Here is a 23,543-nt window from a genome sequence, read left to right on the forward strand (position 1 = left end):
TTTCCGCCATCTTTGCCAATAGAAATGTCAGAAGGTTTTGTTAAATGACTTTCTCAATCAAGAAATGAGTGGTATGATACTCATAACTAATAAAACAAAGGGGAATAGTATGATATGCAATTGTTCGATTTATCACTAGAAGAGCTAAAAAAATATAAACCAAAGAAAACAGCACGTCCTGATTTCTCAGACTTTTGGAAGAAATCGCTCGAAGAACTGCGCCAAGTGGAGGCAGAGCCAACACTTGAATCTTATGACTATCCAGTGAAAGGCGTCAAGGTGTACCGCCTGACGTATCAAAGCTTTGGACATTCTAAAATTGAAGGCTTTTATGCTGTGCCTGATCAAACTGGTCCGCATCCAGCGCTCGTTCGTTTTCATGGCTATAATGCCAGCTATGACGACGGCATTCATGACATCGTCAACTGGGCGCTGCACGGCTATGCAACATTTGGTATGCTCGTCCGCGGTCAAGGTGGCAGTGAAGACACATCAGTGACGCCAGGCGGGCATGCATTAGGATGGATGACAAAAGGCATTTTATCGAAGGATACGTACTATTATCGAGGCGTTTATCTAGATGCTGTTCGTGCACTTGAAGTCATTCAGTCTTTCCCCGAAGTAGATGAACACCGTATCGGCGTGATCGGTGGAAGTCAGGGGGGTGCGTTAGCGATTGCAGCCGCAGCCCTTTCAGACATTCCAAAAGTCGTTGCGGCAGACTATCCTTACTTATCAAATTTTGAGCGTGCAGTTGATGTTACCTTGGAGCAGCCTTATTTAGAAATCAATTCATACTTTCGCAGAAACAGTGATCCGAAAGTGGAGGAAAAGGCATTTGAGACATTAAGCTATTTTGATTTAATCAATTTAGCTGGATGGGTGAAACAGCCAACATTGATGGCGATCGGTCTGATTGATCAAGTGACACCGCCATCCACCGTGTTTGCGGCATACAATCATTTAGAAACAGATAAAGAGCTGAAAGTGTACCGATATTTTGGGCACGAGTTTATTCCTGCTTTTCAAACAGAGAAGCTGTCCTTTTTACAAAAGCATTTGCTTCTATCAACATAAGAGCATGACAAAGAGCTAAAATGACATTCATTTTAGCTCTTTGTCTTTTTCAGCTATTGGAGCGATCAGCTTAATAACTGGTGTTCTGTCTTGTTTTTTCATCAGGCACTAATGCTGTAACGATCAGGGCAAGGGCTGTGATGATGTGAAGGATGAATCCGAGAATCGGAATCCATGCAAGGCAGGATGTGACAATTCCAATGATACTTCCAATCATTGGTCCCTGGTCTCGCTTCGATAAGACGAGTGTGATAATATGCAGAATAAGCATGACCATGAGCGGTGAATAGCCATTGCTGATAACGAATAGACCTCCGATCACAGGGATAGCAAGGCAAGCTTCAAAAATCCCAGTGATCCATTTCATAATGCGAGATATAGACATCAGATCCAACTCCTTTTTCATATATGTCTTATTCGTATTTTCCCAAAAGGTGAAGAAGTCATGCAGAATTCTATAGAAAGAGTTGATGGACACTTGAGAGAGAGAATTAAGGAAGAGCTGAAAATCATCGAAGAAACGTATGACGTCAAGATTTGTCTCGCTGTTGAATCGGGCAGCAGGGCATGGGGTTTTCCCTCGACCGATAGTGATTATGATGTTCGCTTTTTATATGTTCCCCGGAAAGAATGGTATTGGGCGATGGAAGAGCATCGTGATGTCATTGAACGACCGATTGATGACATGCTTGATATCAGCGGCTGGGAGCTTAGAAAGGCACTGCGCCTATTCAATAAATCAAATCCGTCCATTATGGAATGGCTGTCTTCTGATATCATCTATGCTGAATCTTTCTCTTTGGCAAAGGAGCTAAGAGAATTAAAGGATCGAGCGTTTTACCCTGCGGCTTTGATGTATCATTACCTCAATATGGCGAAGCGGAATGAAAGCCGGCATTTACGAGGAGAGCAGGTGCGAATCAAGAAGTATTTCTATGTGCTTCGTCCGCTGTTTGCCTGTCAGTGGATTGAACGTTACCGAACAGTTCCACCAATGGACTTTCATGAATTACTCAAGGAGCTAGTGGAGGAAGGTCCGCTGTTAGCAGAAATTCACGAACTGCTCAAACGTAAAATGGACGGAGAAGAAATGGATGTAGAGAACCGTCTCGCTCATGTCCATCCATTTATTGATCAAGAGCTGGCGCGTTTTAATGAATTGGTGAAAAGCTACAATCAGCCGAAAGACAATCTGATGCAAGAATTAAATGAGCTTTTGCAGTCTACCCTTGATGAGGTGTGGGCGTAGGAGGGGAGAGTCAGCCGAATAGCGGCAGACTCTTTTTTTATCACCTATTGTGATAAAACCACAAAAAAAGTCAGAATTTTTGTCATCTTCAAATATTGTAGCGGACAGCTCATGAGCCTTACAATAAAGACATAGCTTACAAAGAGTGGGAGGTGCCCTTTATGGAGTCGGTCACAAGAAATTTCTTCTTGTTTTTGTCAAAGAGCAGTCTCTTGAACCATATTGCTCGTAATTGGGGAAGTGCTGTTGCATCAAAGAAAATCATCGGTGGGAAGGATTTTGAGAGCGCTATCCCTGTCATCAAACGATTAAACGATCAAGGTATGGCCGTAACGGTTGATCACCTCGGTGAGTTTGTCACAAAGGCAGAAATTGCAAATGAGCGGACGAATGAGTGTATTCAAACCATTCAGCGAATTGCAGAGGCGGGACTCAATTCCCACGTGTCACTTAAAATGACATCGCTTGGCTTAGATATTGACGATGACCTTGTGTATCGCAATATGAAAAGCATTTTAGATACGGCAGAGAAACACCGTATTATGGTGACAATTGATATGGAGGATGAACAGCGCTGTCAAAAAACGCTGGACATTTTTAAAGAAATGAAATCTCAATATGAGTATGTCAGTACGGTTTTGCAGGCGTATTTGTACAGAACAGAACAAGATCTTGATGACCTAAATGAGTTGCAGCCATTTTTAAGACTTGTAAAGGGTGCCTATAAGGAATCCGCCGAAGTGGCGTATCCAAACAAAAAAGACGTCGATCAGAATTACAAGAAGCTGATCGAAAAGCAATTACTCTCAGGGAACTATACAGCCATTGCGACACATGACGATCAAATGATCGAATTTACGAAACATATTGTGAAAAAACACAATATACAGACAAGTCAGTTTGAATTTCAAATGCTGTATGGCATGAGATCAGAAACGCAGCAAGCACTCGTGAAGGAAGGCTATCAAATGAGGGTCTACACCCCGTATGGACGAGAGTGGTATGGCTACTACATGAGACGTCTTGCAGAAAGACCAGCAAACATTGCATTTGCTTTAAAAGGGATGACGAGAAAATAATTTGAAACGGGAGCGTGACAAAGATGACAACACCTTACAAGCATGAACCATTCACGGATTTTAGCCAGGAAGAAAATCGCCAAGCGTTTGAACAAGCATTAGCCAAAGTAACAGAATCACTTGGGCAAACCTATCCGCTTGTGATTAATGGAGAAAGAATCGAAACAACAGACAAGATTGTCTCGATCAATCCGGCGAAGAAGGAAGAAGTCGTGGGTACCGTATCAAAAGCTGGGAAAGAAGAGGCAGAGCAGGCGATTCAAGCTGCGGCAAAAGCGTTTGAAACATGGCGCTACACGTCTCCGGAAGAAAGAGCCGGCGTCTTATTCCGCGCTGCGGCAAGCATTCGCCGTAAAAAGCATGAGTATTCAGCCCTTCTCGTAAAAGAAGCAGGGAAGCCTTGGAATGAAGCGGATGCAGATACAGCAGAAGCCATTGACTTCCTAGAGTATTATGCCCGTCAAATGCTAGAGCTTGCGAAAGGCAAACCGGTGAACAGCCGCGAAGGGGAACGCAATCAATATGTGTACACACCAACTGGCGTGACGCTTGTCATTCCACCATGGAACTTCTTGTTTGCGATCATGGCAGGAACAACCGTTGCACCAATCGTCACAGGGAATACAGTCGTATTAAAGCCAGCAAGTGCGACGCCTGTCATTGCTGCCCGCTTTGTAGAAGAACTGGAGCAAGCAGGTCTTCCGAAAGGTGTTGTCAACTTCGTGCCAGGTAGCGGAGCAGAAGTTGGAGATTACTTAGTAGATCATCCGAAAACAAGCCTTATTACATTCACTGGATCAAGAGAAGTGGGCACACGTATTTTTGAACGTGCGGCAAAAGTGCAGCCAGGACAACAGCATTTAAAGCGTGTCATTGCTGAAATGGGTGGTAAGGATACAGTCGTTGTAGATGAGGATGCAGATGTCGAATTAGCCGCTAACGCCATTTTCACATCAGCCTTCGGGTTCTCAGGTCAAAAATGTTCAGCTGGATCTCGTGCTGTCGTCCACGAGAAGCTGTATGACCAAGTCGTTGAGCGAGTGAAGGAAATTACAGAAACGAAAACAACAGCGAATCCGTTATCAGCTGATGTGTACATGGGACCTGTCATTGATCAAGCTTCCTTTGACAAGATCACGGAATATATCGAGATTGGCAAGCAAGAAGGTCGTCTAGTCACTGGCGGAACAAGTGATGATTCAGAAGGGTACTTCATTCATCCAACCGTGTTTGCAGATCTAGAGCCAACATCTCGTTTAATGCAAGAAGAAATCTTTGGACCTGTCCTAGCTTTCTCAAAAGTCTCAAGCTTTGATGAGGCGCTTGAAGTAGCCAACAACACAGAATACGGGTTAACCGGTGCGGTCATTACAAATAATCGTGATCACATCAACCGTGCGAAGCAGGAGTTCCATGTCGGGAACCTTTACTTTAACCGTAACTGTACGGGAGCGATTGTGGGATACCACCCATTTGGCGGCTTTAAAATGTCAGGAACTGATTCAAAAGCAGGCGGACCAGATTATCTTTCTCTGCACATGCAGGCCAAAACGATTAGCGAAATGTTTTAATATGGAAAAGCATGAACTCGTGCAGGCGAGTTCATGCTTTTTTTACCTGTCTACGACTTGTTTCTATACAAATATGACTGGAAAGAAGTATGATAAATGTATCACTTATTCAGGGAGCAATCGGGATGGAAGAGATATTAGAAAAGCTTCATACATTTTTTGATGTCGATAAATTAATTGCATTTATTAGTGGGTATTTAAAAAAACCAGTCATTTTAGAAAGTACTGAATGTCAGCTGCTTGCTTATAATTCTTACAGCATCCAGCAGTTCGACCCAGTCAATCAGCAAACCATTTTCTCAAAGGAATGCCCGGGAGCTGTGGTGGATTGGTTAAAAAAAACAGGGGTCATTGAGCAGCTATATACAGATTCAAATCCTTTTTATGTGAATGGTCATGAGGAGCTCGGGTTTAATCGACGAGTGGCTGTGAGCGCCAAACACAAACAAGAGGTTGTCGGCTTTATTTGGGTGCAGGACATTGAAGATTCTCTCTCTCAAGAGGAGCTGCAATTTTTACACGAGGTATCGTTTCAAGTTGGAAAAGTTATTTATAAAAATAAGAAACAGTTGGAGAAAAAGGAAGGCAAGATTGAAGAGTTCTTCAAAAAGGTCATGGATGATCATTTTTATACAGAAGAAGAGCTGAAATGGGAAGCTGAGAATTTAAGCATTCCACTGCCAGCTGTCTTTACTGTGATGGTTGTTCATGCCGCCGATAACAAAAGTGAGACGGCAGAAGATGTGAAGGATGTGATTAGAACCTATTTACAGCTAGAAGACAAGGTCAATCATGTCTACTCTGTGCAAGCAGACATCGTCGTGATATTAGGCAGTTTGTCAGATCGCCACTCACCAAAAGCGACCGCTGCGGATGTCGTCGCCCATCTTCAATCGAAAACGCATACAAACCCATCTCCTTTATATATTGGGATGGGAAGAGAATATCGAGATGTCATGAAAATGAGCACAAGTCGATTTGAAGCGATAGAAGTCGTGAAAGCAGTGAAGATTGTCGGCGGACAGGAATTGATTCCATACGATTACGAGCATTTGGGGGTCTTCCGGTTCTTAGACTCGATTTACAGTCACCAAAAAAAGAAAAACGACTTTAATCCAGATTTGTTGCGCCTAAAGGAAAAAGACCGTGACAGCCAAACATCATTTTTAAAAACCTTAGAGGTCTACTTATTGAATAATTGCAAGCTAAAACCAGCTGCAGAGCAGTTGTTTATTCATCAAAATACACTAAATTATCGAATGAAACAAATTTTTGAAATGACGTCTATTGATTTAAGTCATTTTAGCCAGCGATGTGAGTTATTTATTGAATTGATGCTGATGAAAAAAGATCAATAGGCGTGGACTCCGCAGGTGCAAAGGATGACCTGCGGATTTTTATGCGAGATCATAAAATGGCATACAATTGCCTTATTTCGTTGTATGATAGATAAAGATTTTATGAGGAAAGTGAAAGGAGGGCCACCTTTGGGATCAGTCACCTTGGCCATTTTAATTTTCATCATGACCCTCGTCCTTGTCATTTGGCAGCCAGGACGTTTAACCATTGGATGGTCAGCGTGCGGGGGAGCGATTCTTGCTCTTGCTTTTGGGGTCGTTCATTTGGGCGATGTATGGGAAGTTACTCAAATTGTCTGGAACGCCACCTTTGCATTTATTGGAATTATCATCATTTCATTGATTTTAGATGAGATTGGTTTTTTTGAATGGGCGGCACTTCATATGGCAAAAGCTGCAAGAGGGAACGGGGTCCGCATGTTTATTTATTTAACATTGCTCGGCGCTGTGGTAGCAGCTTTTTTTGCCAACGATGGAGCAGCACTTATCTTAACCCCGATCGTTTTATCTGTGGTCAGAGCGCTGAAGTTGGATGAGCGAATGATCCTGCCATTTGTCATGGCAAGCGGCTTTATTGCAGATACGACGTCTTTGCCATTTGTCATTAGTAACTTGGTCAATATCGTATCAGCCGATTATTTTCATATTGGCTTTCTTGAATATACAGCAAACATGTTCGTCCCAAACCTTGTATCGCTTGGCGCTAGTATGCTTGTGCTGTATGTGTTTTATCGGAAACTCATCCCGAAAACGTACGATGTTTCGCAGGCGAAGGAACCAGCTTCGGCCATTCGTGATCTGCGCATGTTCCGGTTATCTTGGTATGTGTTAGGGTGCTTGCTTGTTGGATATTTTGCTGGGGAATTGGCAGGCATTCCGGTGTCAATCATTGTAGGAGGCATTGCCATTGCTTTCTTATGGCTGGCAAAACGGAGTCCACAAGTAGCGACAAAACGAGTCGTCAAAGAAGCACCGTGGTCGATTGTGTTTTTCTCTATCGGCATGTATGTCGTGGTGTATGGGCTGAAAAATGTCGGCCTGACAGAAATTTTAGCGGCGTGGATTGAACAGGGGGCGTCACACGGTTTACTTGCGGGAACGATGTTTATGGGGGTTCTGGCAGCCGTGTTATCCTCTGTCATGAACAACCTCCCAACCGTTTTAATTGATGCGATTGCCATCGGTCACACAGATACAGCAGGTGTGATGAGAGATGCACTGATTTATGCCAACGTCATCGGCTCAAACCTTGGTCCGAAAATGACCCCAATCGGTTCATTGGCGACATTGCTGTGGCTTCATGTCTTGAAGAAAAAAGGTGTGCATATTTCTTGGGGGGCATACATGAAAGCTGGAATCATTCTAACCATACCGACGCTGATCATCACGTTATTGGGGTTGTATGTGTGGTTATGGTTGATACATTAAAAAGCAGATCCAATGGATCTGCTCAGCGTGAAGACAAACCCTCGCATTCGGTGTCAGTCCTGCGCGCTGGTGCTCACGAATGTCAAATTCGCTCTGCTCCAGTGCTCGTCCTTCCTAGACTGCAAAGGTTTTCTTTCACGCTGAAAAGAAGACAAAGGGCTAAAATCAAGTTCATTTTAGCCCTTTGTCAACAAAAAGCAGAAAGCAGATCCAACGGATCTGCTTTTTGTTGTTATAGATATTTTGCATAGCGTTTTTCCAAAAAGTCTTGGAGCAATGAGACCACACTGCATATGCCCCAGTAAATCAAGGCAACCAATATATACATGGTCATATAATCGAATTCTCGTCCACCCACAATTTTTGCTTGCTGGAAGAGTTCGGGCACAGTAATCATTGCCGCTAGTGAGGAAGCTTTGATTAAATCAAGCATGACGTTGGTCAGGGGCGGCAGTGCAATGCGCACGGATTGAGGCAAGATGACTCCGCGCATCGTTTGCCAATAGCTGAGACCAAGAGATTTGGCGGCTTCCACTTGACCACTTGGAACAGAGGAGAGAGCCGCCCGGTTAATTTCGGCAATGTATGCAGCACTATTGAAGCTGAATCCAATAATAGCAGCAGTGACAGCTGTAAATTCAATGCCGATGTAAGGGAATCCGAAATAAAGGATAAACAAAATGACCAGAATGGGAACCCCTCGCATGAATGAGATATACAGCCGTGCAGGCAGCCGAAGGAACCACGTATTTGCCATTCTAGCAAGGGCAATAAAAAAACCTAGAATCGTACCAAAAAACATGCTCACAAAGGAAATGAGCAGCGTCAGCCAGATGCCTTTCATGACAAATGGAAATGACGCTTTTGCCAGTGCAGGATTAAAGATATATTCTAAATGAATATCTCCCACGTCTGCGGCTCCTTATTTAGAAATGTCGACATCTTCGACATCAACATCAATTTTCTTTGAGACGTCAGCATGATTAAAGAATTTCTCTGAAATCTTTTTCATGGTTCCGTCTTTTTTCATCTCTTTTAATACACGATTTAATTCTTTTTGAAGCTCTGTATTGTCTTTTTTCATCACAAACCCTTGTTCATTCGGCATGTATTTTAGGTCTGGATGGATCGTAATATTTAGCTTAGGGAATGCAGCAAGCGCCAGTGTTTGTAAGTAGTAGTCATTTAAAATGACATCTGTACGGCCGTTTGCGACATCCTTTAAATATTGCTCGTTTGTGGCATTATCATAAATGACTTCTTTTGCACCATACTTACGGGCAACATCCATATAGATGGTCGTTGCAGCACCTGCTGCTTTCTTTCCTTTTAAATCCTTTAGCGTTTTAATACCTGACAGATCATCTTTTCTGACGATAGCGGTTCCATAGGAGTATTTATAAGGTGTTGAAAAGGCGAACTTATCTTTCCTGTCATCTGTGATGTCGATATCGTTTGCAGCGGCATCCACCTGACCTGAATTAATGGCACTGAGCATACCGTCATAACCCATTTCTTTAAATTCTACTTTGACGTCAAGGCGCTTAAATGCTTCTTTGACGACTTCCACTTCATAGCCAGTCAATTGATCCTTGCCGTTCGATGTATCATGGTAAGACGTAGGATACAAGGTGCCTGAAGTAGCGACCACGATTTTCCCTTTCTTTTGAATCTGATCCCACTTTGATTCTCCAGACTGAGATGAGCCTGATTGATTGCAAGCAGACATGACAAGCATGAGAGCAGACACAACAAGCAGCACCCATATAGGTTTTCTATGATAAAAACGACTCATTTAAGAATCCTCCTCTATTTTTTATACAAAACAAAACATAGCACGCTTTTTCAGTTAGGACAACGTTTTCAGATGAAAAGCGAAAAAGTAAGAATATTATGTGCAATTTGATGCTGTGAATAATGTATAAAAAAGGAAAGAATGCGCAAATTAAAATCGAATAAAGGAGGGAACGACAGAGATGAAAAAAACAAGTGGTTTGATCATACTAACGATGGTGCTATTATTTGGTTTTCAGGTGAATACGGCTCATGGAGAAACACCCCAAATGGAAAAGCGCCCCGTCACGCATCAAGTAAAATTAACGACAGAGCAACAAAAACAAATTGAAGTACTTGAACAGCAAATTTTGTCTAAACGAAAAGAAGTGATTGAAAAATACGTTCAGTATGGTGTGTTAACGAAGGAACAAGGCACGCACATCACAAAACGAATGGATGAACATTACAACCATTTAAAAAATAACGGGTTTGTTCCATTACTAAAAAAACCACAGCACCATCGACCATAAGTTCAAGAAAACCGGCAGCAAGGGGCCGGTTTTTATTGTTTATGTGTTAAAAGGTCAGCGTTTCACCATCTTGAGGGACAAAAATGGCCTGATTTGCATGATTCTCTTGAATGTAAGATGTTAATGCGGCTCTTGTTAATAAACAATGATTCACGGCTTCAAGGTGACAGGCGATGATTTGAGCTTGTGGTTGAGTATGGTGAATGTCTACAATCTCTTCCTTGGTCATCGTAATTGGGTCTCCCTCTAAAAATTGGGCAGCCCCACTATTGACCACAATAATATCTGGCTGGCATGTATTCACAACCTCTTTCGGCTCATCACACCAAATGGTATCTCCTGCAATATAAAGAGTAGGCTCATCAGGATGAGAGAAAACAAAACCGCTCACTTGTCCCATCCGTTTAGCGGTTTCTCCTGTCCCGTGCTGCCCGCCAGTTCGTTTCATATGAACACCGCAAACATCCATTTCATCTTCAATGCATGTGACATGCTGAAATCCAGCTTCTTTTACTTCCATGCGATCTTTCTCTGATTGAGTATAGATCGGCAAAGTTTGCGCTAATCTCTTTTTTGCCTCGTCGTCAAAGTGATCTACATGTAAATGAGTGAGCAGGACAGCATCCGGCTGTAATATCTTGTCCAAATCAATGTTTGCAGGCAGATCCACAATTGGATTGTTTACATGTTGATTGGCAGTATGCGGGAACGGTGGATAGGTTCCTTTTGCTGCTAAAAAGGGATCGATTAAAAATGTTGACGGACCATATTGAAGGTATAAAGTAGCATTACGAATGAGTGTTATTTTCATTAGAAGGCCTCCTTTTTTTCTCATTAAGTTTACAGTATATTAAAAGAGCTTCATGTGACAGAGGATCATGAAAGTCTTTCAGCGGAACGACTTGATTTTTGAAAGAGGTGAGCCAATGCTAGACAAAACAGATATGGATATATTAAAAGAACTCTCAAAGAATAGCCGATTGACGATGAAAGCACTTGGTGAAAAAGTCCATTTAACTGGTCAAGCTGCTAAAAATAGAGTTTTAAAGCTTGAAGAAGAGGGGGTTATTGAAGCCTATACCATTTCAATTAACTGGCGGACACAGCAGAACATCCAAACATTTTTACAGCTCTTTACCCGAAGTCATGATCATGAACCGCTTTTATCGTTTCTCCATCAAAAGGAAGAAATCAAAAACCTGTTTAAAATAAGTGGAGAGGGCTGTTATATGGCTGAAGGACATTTCTCCAGTCATGATGAGCTTGATCAATTTTTAACGGAGCTAACAAAGCATGCAAATTATAAATTGTCTATCGCTGTGAAACGTCTCACTCATCAAGAATAGATGAGACGCAGGAGGAAATAACCGATGAAAAGATTAATTGAACATCAGGCTGAACCCATCACAAAGGAAAGAATCAAAGCGGATTTGGTTCAACTTGGTGTAAGGAAGGGCATGATCTTATGTGTCCACTCATCCTTGTCATCTATTGGCTGGGTGAATGGAGGAGCTATAGCCGTTATACAAGCTATGATGGATATTTTAACAGATGAAGGAACACTGATTATGCCGGCACAAACATTAGAGCTGTCTGATCCTGCTGATTGGATCAATCCGCCTGTTCCTTATTCTTGGTGGAAACCGATCAAAGACACGATGCCTGCATTTGATCCGGCTTACACAGCTCCAACAGCAATGGGAAAGGTAGCGGAGACCTTTTGGAAATACCCAGGCGTAGAAAGAAGCAATCATCCTCATTTCTCATTCACCGCCTGGGGGAAAAGGAAAGATGAAGTGTTGAAACACCATGCGCTTCCTTATGGTTTAGGAGAAAATTCACCTCTTGGACGTATGTACGATCTTGATGCAAAAGTGCTGCTAATTGGCACGTCATTCGAGAGTGTGACAGCTTTTCACTTAGCTGAATATCGAATCTCACAGCAAGACCTCATGACACGAGGGGCCCCCATTTTAGAGAATGGTTGGAGGGTGTGGAAAGAGTATCAAGATATCATCACAAGAGAAGAACTATTCGAACAGATTGGTCGTGATTTCTTACAATCAGGATGTCGTTATAACCACAGTCGAATTGGGCTAGCCAATTCGTATTTATTGCCGATGAGAGAATCGGTCGATTTTGCGGAAAAATGGCTTGAACAGTACGACCAGGCGTGATCTAAGCAGTCTGAAAATCAAAATAATAGAGATCTTGATCAGGGTGCTCAGATATATAGCAGGTGAGCTGATAGTCTCCTTTTGGAATGGAGAAAGACAGTACCTGTGCCATGACGCTTGTCAGATAAACATGATCACTTGAATGAGTAAATGGCACTGTGATGACTCTATCAACGGATGATGGAGGCTCATGGCTGTTTAATGTCACGATAATAGAAGCTTTTCCGTTATTGATGCCTTCAAAAGAAATACCTCGATCCCCAGTTGCGAATCCTTGAAGAATATCGTCATCTGTCCAATCAATCACAGGTGGCGTCGTGCTTCCAGTGTATACGGTGATTTGGTGATAGGAGATAGATAGGGGATACGTTTGATTTAAATCATTCATATAGATAACTCCTTTATTCATAAGATTTGTCCAGCTGGCGATCATGTTGAAAAGTGAATGTTTGAAAGTAAGATTATTGAAGAGAATGTTAGGCAGCAAGACGATTGTCGCCGTCTTGCGCTACTGTTTGAGGGATCTAGATGTGAAATTGCGAAACCATTTCTTTTAGGTCTCCTGCTAAATGGGCGAGAGCCTCTGATGAAGCTGTTACTTCTTCCATTGCTGCAAATTGTTCTTCTGTTAAACCTGCTACTTGTTGTGAATGTTCACTCGTCAGTTTAACGCCTTCTGTGATAGAGGCAAAGGTTTGCTTCGCATCATTTGTATAAGCTGCGATTTTTTGGGATGCATCTGATAAATGTTTAATGCCATCTGCCATTTCCTTCATTGACTGCTGAATGTCAATAAATGAATCCTCTGTATGAGAAATAAGAACAGCCCCTTGAGCCGCTTCCTCTCGTACTCGTTTAATGGCACTCGTCGAATGATTCATCTCTTTTTGTATTTCGGAAATGAGATGTGAAATCATGTTGGATGATGTTTGCGATTCTTCTGCGAGCTTCCTCACTTCGTCTGCCACAACGGCAAAACCTTTTCCATGTTCACCTGCGCGTGCTGCCTCAATGGCCGCATTAAGAGCAAGTAGATTTGTTTGGTTAGCGATATCTGTAATCACTTTGGAAATTTGATCAATCTCGGCTGAACGTGTTTCTAGCGCTTGAATTGCTGTGCCGTTCTCTTCAATTGATTTTGCAATAGATGTCATTTGTGAATTGACTTCACCGATATTTTGTACACCTTTTTGGGCCATTTCTTGTGCGGACTGGCTTCTTGTTGCCATTTGTCCCGCATTTTCAGTGATGTTTACCAGCTCGTTAGATACTTGTCTCATCGTGTGCTCACTAGCTGTCATTTGGGACGATTGCTGTTCAGACGATTGAGCGACTTCTTGAATGGTATGGGTAATTTTTTCTGATGCTGCACTCGTTTCTTCTGCGCTAGCTGACAGCTCCTCAGAAGAGGTGGCTACTAATTCAGATGTTTTGATCACATTTAAAATGGTTTGATTTAATTTCTCACGCATCTTATTAAAGTGACCTGCCAGCTCAGAAAGTTCATCGCCTGTGTGATCTGTCACGTTGATGGTTAAATTTCCTTCGCCCGCACTCTTAATAGCAGATGCCATATGTTTGAGACGTGTCTGAATCCGCTTTGTGAAAATAGAAATAATGATAACAGAAACAATTAAACTTAACAGTAGGACCGTGACAAATTGAATAAAGAAAGACTGAAGCATTTGTGAAATCATGCTTTGATTTGCACCGGTATAGAAAATACCAATCGTTTCCCCTGTATCATTTTTGATGGGCATATAAGCCGTTTGGTAGTCTTTCCCGGCAACATTGGCTGTTCCGTAATAATTCTCACCTTTATCCAAAACAGCGGCCTTTACTTCAGGTGAGACTTCGGTTCCTACAGCTCGTTTCCCGTTTAACATGACATTTGTGGCAACGCGGGTATTTCCTTGGAAGATCGTGATTGTATCACCAGTATACTCGGCTAATTGATCAACCAATGTGTCATGGTTATTGATTTGAGTATTTCCTTTGTAAAGCTTGCCATCTTTTATCTGCCACGAGCCAGCAACCTTTTCAGTTAGGTAAGCGTATCCTAGCTTTAGATCGCCTTTTGCTTTTTCGGTGGCCATTTGCTTAATGTTCTCTGTCATTTCGCGGTTCACTACATAACCAACCACTGCTGAAAATACGATGAGGACACTTAAAAAGATCAGCATTATTTTGGCGCCAAGCCTCAGTTTTCCTTTTTTCTTCATGCTTTTTACTCCTTTAGGTATAAGGTAGGGTATCCCTCCTTAAAGATTATCGGCATGAAAAAAATGTTTGATATACGTGAATGCACTTACACAGAAATTTTTGTTATGAAAAAAGGAAAGATCGTGCTACTCGATAATAAATTGGATTCTTGTGCCATCAGGATCATCTGATAATTGATGACTTACCCAAGAGCCTGCCCCCCTATTATCCGAAGGACGTACATATTTGACAGAAGCCCCTGCTCCACCTTCTTTACACATCGCCATTGGCCATTCATCACGATCATAACCACGCTTTGTTGGAATGCCATGAAGTGATTTGTCTCTTTGCTCATCACTATTTTTCCGATCAATGGTGCAAATGGAAGAATGACCTTCGTCAATAGCTTCTTCTATGTGCTTCGCAGTTTCTGGATAACGATCTGATGGAAAGTGAATGGTTTTGTCATAAGAAGAGTTTGTCGTCTCTTGTTTATGTTGCCCTAGTTGGACATAGCCTGTTGCTACACCAATGACAATCAATAAAAGCAAGAGAATGGTTTTAAGAAGTTTCATAGATGCTAGCTCTCTTTCTCTTTAGCGTATTTTGTAAACAGAAGTATAGCAGAATTACTTACCAATTTCTCCTCGTTTTGAAAAAACGTCTTTTAAAGTTCGAAAAACGTTTTTTACCTGTTTATGCTCTTTTCCTCGTTGTACAAACATCATAAAAATTTAATTTTGCTACTCAAAAAACATATATGCTGATGCAAAATGGCTTTATGATTGGTTTTTGGGCTAATTTCAAGATTTTAACACACAGAAATTTCAAAAAATAAAATTGACTAGACCGATATGCTTTAATAATATGGAGTCAAATATCAAAAAATGTCGTAATTTATCAAAATATGATTCCATTTACATGACAGGAGGGAAGTACAAATGGCGGATGTCTCTTATCGGCTCGGAATAGACATAGGTGGAACATTTACTGATTTATCGCTGATGAATGAAGCAACAGGGGAGCTGACTGAACTCAAGACACCTACAGTGACAGATGACCCAGCTCAAGGAATTATCAATGGGCTAAAACTTCTAAAAGAAAGAGGTGTCGATTTATCCAAAATCCAATATCTCGTACACGGCATGACAATCGGTCTTAATACATTATTGCAGAGAAAGGGAGCAGATTTAGCCCTTTTTGTAACGGAAGGTTTTCAAGACATTTTGTCATTACAGCGTTTACGTCTACCCATTCCTTATGACTTCAATTCTCAATTGCCAGAACCATTGATACCACGAAAACATGTATATCCAATCTCTGAAAGGCTCATACACGATGGTTCGATCAAAAAACCTCTCCAACTGCAGCAATTAGATGATGCTGTCCAGCAGGTCATCTCTAAAAAACTAGCAGGCATTGTCATTTCTTTTTTACATAGCTATCAAAATCCAGTTCATGAATTACAGGCAAAAGCCTATATTCATCATCATTACCCACAGTTAGAAGTCCTGACATCATCAGAATTATGGCCACAAATGAGAGAATATGAGCGGACAGTGATGTCTGTTGTCAATTTGTACATTCAACCAAAGGTGAAACAATATTTACAAAAGTTGAAAAACCGTTTGAAAGAAGAAGGTGTACCAATTTCTCCATACATTACCCAATCAAATGGTGGTTTAATGGATGCAGAAAGCGCAGCCACTTCACCCGTTAAAACACTTTTTTCTGGCCCGGCAGCTGGAGTAATTGGTGCGGCAAGAATTGCAACATCTGCAAATGAACCCAATTTAATTACGTTTGATGTTGGTGGCACAAGTGCAGATATCTCGATCATTCAAAATGGGCAGCCTACAATGGCTCAGTCGAATCAGCTTTCAGGATTTCCGATCATTCTTCCATCTGTTGCAATGTATTCGATAGGGGCTGGCGGAGGTTCTGTTGCATGGCTTGATCAAGGCGGGCTTCTTAAAGCAGGACCGGAATCAGTTGGCTCGCAGCCTGGGCCTGCTTCGTATGGAAAGGGAAAAAAAGCTGCTTTAACCGATGCATTTCTCATATGCGGTTACCTCAATCAAGATCGGTTTGCCGGAGGACATTTACAATTGCAGCGGTCTGCAGCGGAAATAGCCTTTCAGCCAATTGCTGATCAGCTTCATAAAACGGTCGAACAGGCGGCTGACCAGTTGATTCAAGTGGCTGTTGCCAATATGTACACAGAACTAAGCAATGTCATGGAGCAGCAAGGGTTTGATCCTAGAGATTTTAGTTTGCTAGCATTTGGCGGGGCAGGGCCTGTTGTCGCGAATTTCCTTGCGAGAGAAATTCATGCGAAAAATGTGGTCGTCCCTCCAAGTCCAGGGACATTATGTGCGCTAGGTGCACTTACAGCCGATTTTATCCATGATGCTGTGTTGTCTAAGAAAATATGCTTACAAGACTATACGATGGACGAATTAAAACAAGATTATGAAATGCTTTCTCGCAAAGCAACGGATTGGTTCAGCCAGCAAAATATTCAACATATCAAACAAACGTCCATTTTGTTATTAGCAGATGCCCGCTATCAAGGACAGGCATTTGAGATTGAATTGCCATTATCGGTGGATTGGCTAAAGCAGGAACAAGACGTCTATCATCTGATTGAAGCTTTCCACAGCCTGCATGAGCGTCAATATGGCCATAGAGATGATCAGGCGAACATTGAATTTACTCATTTGCGAGTTCGGGTTATAGGTGAAACGCCTCCACTGCCTTTCTCTTCTGTTGATGAAAGCAGCGGACAGCCTTTAATACCACAATCATACAGACGAATCTTTATAGAAGAAAAAGAGTACGAAGCATCTGTTTACAATCGGAGTACTTTGTCATTAGGTGCTGTTGTGAATGGACCTGCCATCATTGAGCAAGATGATACGACAACATTGATTTTGCCAAACTGGGCAGGCAGCATAGACCATTCAGGAAACTTGGTGATTTCAAGGGAGGCGGCTTTACATGGGAACTGATCCAGCAAAGCTTGAGATGATGAGGAGTTATTTTAATGCGATTGCATCAGGCATGGGACATGTCATTGAGCGGACATCCTTTACAACATTCGTAAAAGAATCGGCGGATTTTGCCACAGCATTAGCCACGCCTTCTGGAGATTTCTTTGTTTACCCAAAAACAGTCGGTGTCACGATCTTTTTAGGGCTGAGTCTCAGAAAAGCGATTGAAGAAAGCGGACCGATGCAGCCGGGTGACATTATCATCACAAATGATCCTTATACGACAGACGGTTTAGCGACTCATTTGCCAGATGTTCATATCATCAAACCCATTTTTATAGAAAATGAAATTGTCAGCTATGCCTGGTCTTTTGTTCATGTAAGTGATGTGGGCGGTCTTGTCCCTTCAAGTATTTCTCCAACTGCCACGGATGTTCATCAAGAAGGATTAAGAATTCCGCCAGTGAAAATCTATGAAGGTGGAAAAGAGAATCAGGTTGTTCGTACCTTTTTAAGAGCTAATAGCCGGGCGAGTCATTTAAATGATGGCGATATTAATGCGATGATTGCCGCTGTTAATACAGCAGAAATCAGACTAAAAGAAATGATCGAGAAATTTGGAAAAAACGAAGTGAAGCAAGGAATGATTGATCTACTGAAGCAAGCAGAGGATCGCGCCGGAAAAGTAATTGAAGCCATCCCTGATGGAACGAGTGAATTCGCTGATTACTTGGATGATGATATGATTTCGGACGTGCCGATCCGATTAAAGATTAAGCTGACGGTCAAAGGGAAACAGCTGACACTGGACTTCTCTGAGTGTGACCCGCAAGTTAAGACAGCTTTTAATCTTGTCACCAATGGTCAAAAGCACTCCTTCTTATATCAAGGATTGATTAATTACATCATTAGTAAAGATCCTTTTATTCCGATTAATGGTGGGATTACGTATCCGATAGACGTGATTTCACCTAAAGGAACGCTTATCCATCCAGAATATCCGGCTTCTGTCGGTATTCGGCATTCCATTACAATGAGACTGTATAATGTCGTGCTAGGTGCTATTGGTAAGCTGTTGCCTGAAGCAGTGCCGGCGGCAGGTGCAGGTCAATCCGCTATCGTCGTTCTCTCTGTTCCTGATGATCAAACAGGAGGCAGAAAAATGTCTGTGGTTGAACCGTTAGGCGGAGGCGGCGGTGCTCAAAAAGGGACTGATGGAGTAGATGGAATTGATCATTCGTCAGGCTTTTTAAAAAATACACCTATTGAGAGCTTGGAACAGCATATTGATATTCATGTACACCGATATGAACTGCTGCCGAACACAGGTGGAGCAGGGGAACATAGAGGGGGACATGCGATTGGTTTAGAATTTGAAATGATCAAGCCAGAATCGATGGTGACGGCACGAGGAATGGAACGAATGAAGTTTCAACCTTGGGGGTTAATGGGTGGCCGAGCAGGAGCAATTGGTGAGGTGAAATTGACCAAACCAAATGGGGAGACACAAAACCAGCCGAAAATTGATGTTATGCGTCTTGAAAAAGGCGATATTGTTCAATTGGTTTCACCAAGTGGGGGAGGATGGGGGAATCCATTTGCTAGAAAGAAAGAAAAAGTCCTTCATGAAGTGGAAGCAGGGCTATTAAGTGAAGAAAGAGCACTTCAGCAATATGGCGTCAAAGTCTATCGAGACCATAATGAATGGAAAATTGATGACGAACAGACGAGCAGGCTTCGTGAAAAGATGAATGATGCTGATGCTGTCGCTTGGGATTTTGGAGAGCAAAGAGCAGCTTATGAGAAAGTGTGGACGGACGAAGCCAGCAGTGAGCTTGCTGTGCAGCTTCGTTCATACCCAGCAAATGAGCGTACGCACTATAAACATGCGGTTCATTCTCATTTTAGTCATAGACAGGAACCGTTAACAAAGATGGATATTATTCAAGCACTTCGTCAGTTGAATCAACAAAAAGGGGGAAATGAATCATGAAAAGAAGAGTAATCGCCATATTTGCAGGTGTCCTATCCGTCATGTTACTGCTGTCTGCATGCGGTGGAAATGGGCAGGACCAAAGTAAACAGCAGCAGACTGTGATCGTTGGTGTCTACGGAGGAGATTGGGAAAAGAATATTAAGCCAATCCTCGAAAAGTTTGAAAAGGATACAGGCATTAAGGTACAAACGGTCTCTGGGGCAGATTCTGAATGGTTTACAAAATTAAAAGCATCTAATGGTAAAAATCCACCGTATGATTTGCTTATTTTACAGCCTGATACGATTCAAAGAGGTATTGCGGCAAACGTTCTTGCGCCTATTGATGAAGATCAAGCGCCAAATGTGAAAAAGCTTTATCGTTCTGTTCAAAAGAAACTCACTGTTGATGGAAAACAATATGCAGCAGGCTTTAGTATGGGACAGCTTGGAATTGCTTATAGAAAAGATCTTGTCAAACAGGAGCCAAACAGCTGGACAGATTTATGGAGCGATCAGCTGAAAGGGAAAGTGGCGATTTCTTCCCCAACTTATTCAGCGGGCTTACAATTTTTCTCTGCACTTGTCCATGCTCAAGGAGGGACAGAATCAAATCCTAAGGATATTGATAAAGCATTTAAAAGCCTCGCACAATTAAAAGGGCGTGTAGCTGCTTTTCCTGATAACCCAGGGTCTATTCAAACGCTGTTAGAACGTGGTGACGTGACGGCAGTTCCATATTGGGATGGCCGATCATTTGCACTTGAAGAAGAAGGGGTGGATATTGGATTCTCATATCCGAAAGAAGGCGCTGTGGCAGCAGTTGCGAGCTGGGCGTTAACAAAGGGAAGTCAGCATGAGGAAGCGGCTTATAAGCTATTAAACTACCTTAGTGGGAAAGAAGCTCAAGAAGCCTTCTCAGAAAAATCTTACTATGGCATGTCGAATTCTGATGTGAAATACGGAGACAAAATTAAGGGGAAAGTGAAGGTTGGCGAAAATTATTATAGCAAGCTGACTTGGGTAGATTACGAAACAGCGACTTCAGAGCTCGGTCAATGGACAAATCGATGGAATGAAGTATTAGGCGGAGGAAAATAGGTGATCGCATGAGTGGAATCAATTTAGAACATATCAGCCAGCATTTCGGCGAACAGATTGCTCTTGATGATGTCAGTCTTACGGTAAAAGAGGGGGAGTTTTTCTCCCTTCTTGGCCCTAGTGGCTGCGGAAAATCAACTTTACTCAATATCATTGGCGGTTTTTTAGAACCGACAAAAGGAGTCGTCTATATTGGTGATCAGGATGTGACGACTTTACCTCCTTATCAAAGAAAAACGGGGATGGTCTTTCAAAGCTATGCACTTTTCCCACATCTCACCGTATTTGATAATGTTGCATATGGGTTGAAGGTTCAAAAGAAAAAGAAGGCGGAAATCAAGCAAAAGGTGATGGAGAGCTTGTCTCTTGTGCAATTAGAGTCATTTGCCAAACGTATGCCGCACCAATTAAGTGGTGGTCAGCAGCAACGGGTCGCAATTGCACGGGCACTTGCTATCCAGCCGGCTGTTCTCCTTCTGGATGAACCACTCAGTAACCTAGATGCAAAGCTAAGAAAAAATATGCAGACGGAGCTGCGAAATATTCAACGGAATGTCGGAATTACGACTATTCTTGTGACGCATGATCAGGAGGAAGCCTTAAGTCTTTCCGACCGAATTGGGATATTAGGTGAGGGGAAAATTCAGCAGATTGGGACACCTTTAGAAGTATATCGTCAGCCAAATAATCGTTTTGTTGCTGAATTTATCGGACAGGTCAATCTATTTGAAGCGGAGTATGATGAAGTTACTTCCACATACAATGTTCCACATTTCACTCAATCAAATGGGAAGCAAGTTCAGCTAAAAGCTGCCGCATTTAAAGAGAAGAGCGAGAAGCATTTACTCATGCTGCGTCCTGAGAGAATCAAGTTATCTTCTGGCGGGGAGGAAGTTCAGCCAAATCATGTCACAGGAATGTTGGCAGATGTCAGTTATATTGGGCACTCTTTACGTTTGGTCGTTGGGCTTGATCAAGGTGAAATCATTGTCCATGCATCAGACGCAGCATTTCCCGAGCTGCCTCGAGTTGGAGAAACTGTGCATATTCATTGGCAGCCTGAAGATATTGTTTTCTTAGATTCGAAGGTGCATGCGTGATGCGAATCAAAAAAAAGAATCAGCGCTTTCATTGGTTTATGCTGCTGCCAGCTTGTTTGTTTCTAGTTGTATTCCTTCTTGCTCCGCTTGTGATGATGTTTGTCCTCAGTTTTCGTGATGTGGATTCGATGATGAATACGTTACAATCCTATAGTTTGTCTCAATATTTACATGTATTTACGACAGATGCATATGTGAAAGCAATTGGAAGTACTGTGTGGGTGGCCTTACAGACAACGGTGATTTGTTTATTGATGGCATATCCTGCAGCTTATGTGCTAGTGAAAGCACCTCATCCAAGATTGCGGGCTTTTTTCTATATCTTACTTGTATCGCCGCTTTTGACGAGTGTCGTCATTCGCACATTTGCATGGATCGTTCTTCTTTCGCAAAATGGCTTGATCAATGGCATGCTGATCGATTTACATCTGATTGAGAAACCGCTATCGATGCTGTGGAATATGAATGCGGTCATTATTGCTTATGTTCAAGTGATGCTGCCTTTTGCAGTGCTGCCTATTGCAACGAGCTTAACTGATATGGACCGTCACTTAAGACCGGCTTCTATGAGTCTTGGTGCTGGGCGTATACGGACATTTTTTCATGTGACCTTGCCGCTTACGATTCCAGGCATGATCACCGGAGCAATTATTGTCTTCTCACTTGCAGCAGGAAGTTATATTACTCCTCTGCTAGTCGGCGGACGGATGCAGCCGCTCTTGCCACTGTCCATTTATCAGCAGGTCATGCAGGTGTATAATTTGCCTCTTGCCGCTGCGATGTCCTTTACTTTATTGATTTGTGTGCTAGCGGTCGTCAGTCTATTAAGCTATCTATTGAAGCGATGGGAGGCGAGGATGCATGCGTAAAAAATCAATAAGTGACCGTTTGCTTTCGGTTCTGATATGGACCGCAGGCTCACTCGTTTATCTCTTTTTAACCGTACCTGTTCTTGTCATTGTTCTTTCTGCTTTTAGCCCGAATGCCTTTCCTGAATTCCCGCCGACTTCATTTTCCGTTCGTTGGTTTCATGAGGTCTTGTCGAATCCAGAATGGATGGAATCTTTGCGTATCAGCGTGATTCTGTTATTGATTGTGACGCCGCTTACTGTTCTTTTAGGAACGATGGCTTCTTATGCTTTAGCAAGGCTTTCTTTTAAGGGAAAGGAAGCTGTTCAAGCCTTTATTTTGTCACCTCTTATGATTCCTCAGGTGGTATTAGGGATTGCGATGCTGTATTTGTTTACGGCTATGGGTTTTACAGGGTCTTTGTGGGCATTAGTCATTGGGCATGTCATCATTGGTTTTCCTTATGTGGTACGAACCGTGGGTGTCAGTGTTTCAAATCTTGATCCACGTCTTGAGCTAGCTTCCATGAATCTTGGTGCAGGGCCCATACGTACTTTCTTTCGTGTGACACTGCCCTTGATCAAGCCGGGCATTATCGCAGGTGGGGTGTTTTCTGCTGTGACATCATTTGGTGAAATCTCGATTAGTTTGTTCGTTTCTTCACCTCAAACCATTACGATTCCCGTGAGGACGTTTAATTACATTGAGCAAACTTTTGATCCGAGTGTCAATGCGATATCTGTCATATTTATTATCATTTCTATCATTGCGTTGCTCATTATTGAGAAAACGATTGGTCTGTCTAAGGTGATGTAAATATAATGAAGAAACAAGGAGCTGTCATTTGAAATGACAGCTCTTTTTGTATTGTTTTTTATGGTAAAAATATTCAAAGTTTTAGGGAATATAGTTCTTAAGATTTAAGAAAATGCGAGGCGTGATAGGAGACCTCTCTCCTACATTTTCGGTCATATTTGCAAGATTTAAGGAAAAACATGAAATTTTTGCGGTAATTGGTCATTTATTTTCGGTGGAACGCAACTATTATTAGTTATTTTCGGTAAATATCGTAAATTATG

The 23,543-nt window shown here is 42.2% G+C and carries 22 protein-coding genes; 15 read left to right on the plus strand and 7 right to left on the minus strand.

Translation table 11 applies throughout. The features are described from left to right. Window positions 1-114: 114 nt before the first annotated feature. Entirely contained in the window at window positions 115-1,077 is a 963-nt protein-coding gene (locus tag NSQ64_RS02400; protein ID WP_224562858.1) for an acetylxylan esterase, read from the plus strand. Between the two features lie 70 nt (window positions 1,078-1,147). Here the strand turns inward: NSQ64_RS02400 and NSQ64_RS02405 are convergent, their stop codons facing one another. Continuing rightward, on the minus strand, window positions 1,148-1,462 hold the full coding sequence (locus tag NSQ64_RS02405) for a hypothetical protein (RefSeq protein WP_008342068.1): 315 nt from the start codon (window positions 1,460-1,462) through the stop codon (window positions 1,148-1,150). A gap of 60 nt (window positions 1,463-1,522) precedes the next feature. Between NSQ64_RS02405 and NSQ64_RS02410 the strand changes: the two genes are divergently transcribed. The 5 genes from NSQ64_RS02410 to NSQ64_RS02430 all read left to right on the plus strand — a co-directional run bounded on the left by NSQ64_RS02410 (window position 1,523) and on the right by NSQ64_RS02430 (window position 7,762). After that, a complete protein-coding gene (locus NSQ64_RS02410; protein WP_224562856.1) occupies window positions 1,523-2,326 on the plus strand; it encodes a nucleotidyltransferase domain-containing protein in 804 nt (267 codons plus the stop codon). A 161-nt stretch (window positions 2,327-2,487) separates the two neighbouring features. Further along, a complete protein-coding gene (locus NSQ64_RS02415) occupies window positions 2,488-3,405 on the plus strand; it encodes a proline dehydrogenase family protein (protein WP_024718963.1) in 918 nt (305 codons plus the stop codon). Window positions 3,406-3,428: 23 nt separating this feature from the next. Further along, entirely contained in the window at window positions 3,429-4,976 is a 1,548-nt protein-coding gene (gene pruA, locus NSQ64_RS02420) for an L-glutamate gamma-semialdehyde dehydrogenase (protein ID WP_341014854.1), read from the plus strand. 125 nt (window positions 4,977-5,101) lie between these two features. Continuing rightward, window positions 5,102-6,334, plus strand: coding sequence for a PucR family transcriptional regulator (locus NSQ64_RS02425; RefSeq protein WP_341014856.1), 1,233 nt, complete (start codon window positions 5,102-5,104; stop codon window positions 6,332-6,334). 129 nt (window positions 6,335-6,463) lie between these two features. Further along, window positions 6,464-7,762 (plus strand): arsenic transporter, encoded by a 1,299-nt coding sequence (locus tag NSQ64_RS02430; protein ID WP_008342056.1) that lies wholly within the window; start codon window positions 6,464-6,466, stop codon window positions 7,760-7,762. A gap of 232 nt (window positions 7,763-7,994) precedes the next feature. Here NSQ64_RS02430 and NSQ64_RS02435 read toward each other — a convergent pair whose 3' ends face one another. Further along, window positions 7,995-8,672 (minus strand): amino acid ABC transporter permease, encoded by a 678-nt coding sequence (locus NSQ64_RS02435; RefSeq protein ID WP_008347854.1) that lies wholly within the window; start codon window positions 8,670-8,672, stop codon window positions 7,995-7,997. 12 nt (window positions 8,673-8,684) lie between these two features. Next, entirely contained in the window at window positions 8,685-9,500 is an 816-nt protein-coding gene (locus NSQ64_RS02440; protein ID WP_370529221.1) for a transporter substrate-binding domain-containing protein, read from the minus strand. Window positions 9,501-9,738: 238 nt separating this feature from the next. Between NSQ64_RS02440 and NSQ64_RS02445 the strand changes: the two genes are divergently transcribed. Then, window positions 9,739-10,068: a YckD family protein gene (locus tag NSQ64_RS02445; RefSeq protein ID WP_017366586.1), complete on the plus strand. Its 330-nt coding sequence runs from the start codon at window positions 9,739-9,741 to the stop codon at window positions 10,066-10,068. 46 nt (window positions 10,069-10,114) lie between these two features. Here the strand turns inward: NSQ64_RS02445 and NSQ64_RS02450 are convergent, their stop codons facing one another. Continuing rightward, window positions 10,115-10,879, minus strand: a complete 765-nt coding sequence (locus NSQ64_RS02450; protein ID WP_341014859.1) for an MBL fold metallo-hydrolase — start codon at window positions 10,877-10,879, stop codon at window positions 10,115-10,117. Between the two features lie 115 nt (window positions 10,880-10,994). Here NSQ64_RS02450 and NSQ64_RS02455 point away from each other — a divergent pair, with 115 nt between their 5' ends. Then, window positions 10,995-11,414, plus strand: a complete 420-nt coding sequence (locus NSQ64_RS02455) for an Lrp/AsnC family transcriptional regulator (protein ID WP_024718958.1) — start codon at window positions 10,995-10,997, stop codon at window positions 11,412-11,414. A gap of 24 nt (window positions 11,415-11,438) precedes the next feature. Beyond that, window positions 11,439-12,245: an aminoglycoside N(3)-acetyltransferase gene (locus NSQ64_RS02460; RefSeq protein ID WP_058336346.1), complete on the plus strand. Its 807-nt coding sequence runs from the start codon at window positions 11,439-11,441 to the stop codon at window positions 12,243-12,245. Window position 12,246: 1 nt separating this feature from the next. Here NSQ64_RS02460 and comJ read toward each other — a convergent pair whose 3' ends face one another. The 3 genes from comJ to NSQ64_RS02475 all read right to left on the minus strand — a co-directional run bounded on the left by comJ (window position 12,247) and on the right by NSQ64_RS02475 (window position 15,022). Further along, window positions 12,247-12,633 carry a competence protein ComJ gene (gene comJ / locus NSQ64_RS02465; protein ID WP_039166300.1) on the minus strand — a complete coding sequence of 129 codons (387 nt, stop codon included), beginning with the start codon at window positions 12,631-12,633 and terminating at the stop codon, window positions 12,247-12,249. Between the two features lie 136 nt (window positions 12,634-12,769). After that, on the minus strand, window positions 12,770-14,467 hold the full coding sequence (locus NSQ64_RS02470) for a methyl-accepting chemotaxis protein (protein WP_056703001.1): 1,698 nt from the start codon (window positions 14,465-14,467) through the stop codon (window positions 12,770-12,772). 126 nt (window positions 14,468-14,593) lie between these two features. After that, window positions 14,594-15,022 (minus strand): NucA/NucB deoxyribonuclease domain-containing protein, encoded by a 429-nt coding sequence (locus NSQ64_RS02475; RefSeq protein ID WP_058336347.1) that lies wholly within the window; start codon window positions 15,020-15,022, stop codon window positions 14,594-14,596. 366 nt (window positions 15,023-15,388) lie between these two features. On the opposite strand from NSQ64_RS02475, the gene NSQ64_RS02480 reads away from it, so the two are divergent. The 6 genes from NSQ64_RS02480 to NSQ64_RS02505 are packed head-to-tail and all read left to right on the plus strand — an operon-like array spanning window position 15,389 to window position 23,280. Further along, window positions 15,389-17,458 (plus strand): hydantoinase/oxoprolinase family protein, encoded by a 2,070-nt coding sequence (locus NSQ64_RS02480; protein ID WP_268383549.1) that lies wholly within the window; start codon window positions 15,389-15,391, stop codon window positions 17,456-17,458. Further along, window positions 17,448-19,433, plus strand: coding sequence for a hydantoinase B/oxoprolinase family protein (locus NSQ64_RS02485; RefSeq protein WP_268383551.1), 1,986 nt, complete (start codon window positions 17,448-17,450; stop codon window positions 19,431-19,433). Before NSQ64_RS02480 ends, NSQ64_RS02485 begins: the two co-directional genes overlap by 11 nt. Beyond that, complete coding sequence (locus tag NSQ64_RS02490; protein WP_341014868.1) at window positions 19,430-20,515, plus strand: ABC transporter substrate-binding protein; 1,086 nt, start codon at window positions 19,430-19,432, stop codon at window positions 20,513-20,515. The genes NSQ64_RS02485 and NSQ64_RS02490 overlap by 4 nt, the downstream gene beginning before the upstream one ends. Window positions 20,516-20,523: 8 nt before the next feature. Beyond that, on the plus strand, window positions 20,524-21,615 hold the full coding sequence (locus tag NSQ64_RS02495; RefSeq protein ID WP_326377261.1) for an ABC transporter ATP-binding protein: 1,092 nt from the start codon (window positions 20,524-20,526) through the stop codon (window positions 21,613-21,615). Next, a complete protein-coding gene (locus NSQ64_RS02500) occupies window positions 21,615-22,484 on the plus strand; it encodes an ABC transporter permease (protein ID WP_008347830.1) in 870 nt (289 codons plus the stop codon). The genes NSQ64_RS02495 and NSQ64_RS02500 overlap by 1 nt, the downstream gene beginning before the upstream one ends. After that, window positions 22,477-23,280 (plus strand): ABC transporter permease, encoded by an 804-nt coding sequence (locus NSQ64_RS02505; RefSeq protein WP_326377260.1) that lies wholly within the window; start codon window positions 22,477-22,479, stop codon window positions 23,278-23,280. The genes NSQ64_RS02500 and NSQ64_RS02505 overlap by 8 nt, the downstream gene beginning before the upstream one ends. Window positions 23,281-23,543: the final 263 nt, after the last annotated feature.

The sequence above is a fragment of the Bacillus sp. FSL W8-0183 genome, assembly GCF_038006825.1.
Lineage (GTDB): Bacteria > Bacillota > Bacilli > Bacillales > Bacillaceae > Bacillus > Bacillus altitudinis.

Bases quoted from the DNA above. Each gene is read 5' to 3' on its own strand.
- NSQ64_RS02410 (WP_224562856.1), top strand. From the start codon at position 1,523: ATGCAGAATTCTATAGAAAGAGTTGATGGACACTTGAGAGAGAGAATT.
- NSQ64_RS02400 (WP_224562858.1), top strand. From the start codon at position 115: ATGCAATTGTTCGATTTATCACTAGAAGAGCTAAAAAAATATAAACCA.
- NSQ64_RS02440 (WP_370529221.1), bottom strand. From the start codon at position 9,500: ATGCTTGTCATGTCTGCTTGCAATCAATCAGGCTCATCTCAGTCTGGA.
- comJ (WP_039166300.1), bottom strand. From the start codon at position 12,633: ATGAATGATTTAAATCAAACGTATCCCCTATCTATCTCCTATCACCAA.
- NSQ64_RS02500 (WP_008347830.1), top strand. From the start codon at position 21,615: ATGCGAATCAAAAAAAAGAATCAGCGCTTTCATTGGTTTATGCTGCTG.
- NSQ64_RS02450 (WP_341014859.1), bottom strand. From the start codon at position 10,879: ATGAAAATAACACTCATTCGTAATGCTACTTTATACCTTCAATATGGT.
- NSQ64_RS02495 (WP_326377261.1), top strand. From the start codon at position 20,524: ATGAGTGGAATCAATTTAGAACATATCAGCCAGCATTTCGGCGAACAG.
- NSQ64_RS02445 (WP_017366586.1), top strand. From the start codon at position 9,739: ATGAAAAAAACAAGTGGTTTGATCATACTAACGATGGTGCTATTATTT.
- NSQ64_RS02455 (WP_024718958.1), top strand. From the start codon at position 10,995: ATGCTAGACAAAACAGATATGGATATATTAAAAGAACTCTCAAAGAAT.
- NSQ64_RS02405 (WP_008342068.1), bottom strand. From the start codon at position 1,462: ATGTCTATATCTCGCATTATGAAATGGATCACTGGGATTTTTGAAGCT.
- NSQ64_RS02415 (WP_024718963.1), top strand. From the start codon at position 2,488: ATGGAGTCGGTCACAAGAAATTTCTTCTTGTTTTTGTCAAAGAGCAGT.
- NSQ64_RS02475 (WP_058336347.1), bottom strand. From the start codon at position 15,022: ATGAAACTTCTTAAAACCATTCTCTTGCTTTTATTGATTGTCATTGGT.
- NSQ64_RS02505 (WP_326377260.1), top strand. From the start codon at position 22,477: ATGCGTAAAAAATCAATAAGTGACCGTTTGCTTTCGGTTCTGATATGG.
- NSQ64_RS02485 (WP_268383551.1), top strand. From the start codon at position 17,448: ATGGGAACTGATCCAGCAAAGCTTGAGATGATGAGGAGTTATTTTAAT.
- NSQ64_RS02480 (WP_268383549.1), top strand. From the start codon at position 15,389: ATGGCGGATGTCTCTTATCGGCTCGGAATAGACATAGGTGGAACATTT.
- NSQ64_RS02470 (WP_056703001.1), bottom strand. From the start codon at position 14,467: ATGAAGAAAAAAGGAAAACTGAGGCTTGGCGCCAAAATAATGCTGATC.
- NSQ64_RS02490 (WP_341014868.1), top strand. From the start codon at position 19,430: ATGAAAAGAAGAGTAATCGCCATATTTGCAGGTGTCCTATCCGTCATG.
- NSQ64_RS02425 (WP_341014856.1), top strand. From the start codon at position 5,102: ATGGAAGAGATATTAGAAAAGCTTCATACATTTTTTGATGTCGATAAA.
- pruA (WP_341014854.1), top strand. From the start codon at position 3,429: ATGACAACACCTTACAAGCATGAACCATTCACGGATTTTAGCCAGGAA.
- NSQ64_RS02460 (WP_058336346.1), top strand. From the start codon at position 11,439: ATGAAAAGATTAATTGAACATCAGGCTGAACCCATCACAAAGGAAAGA.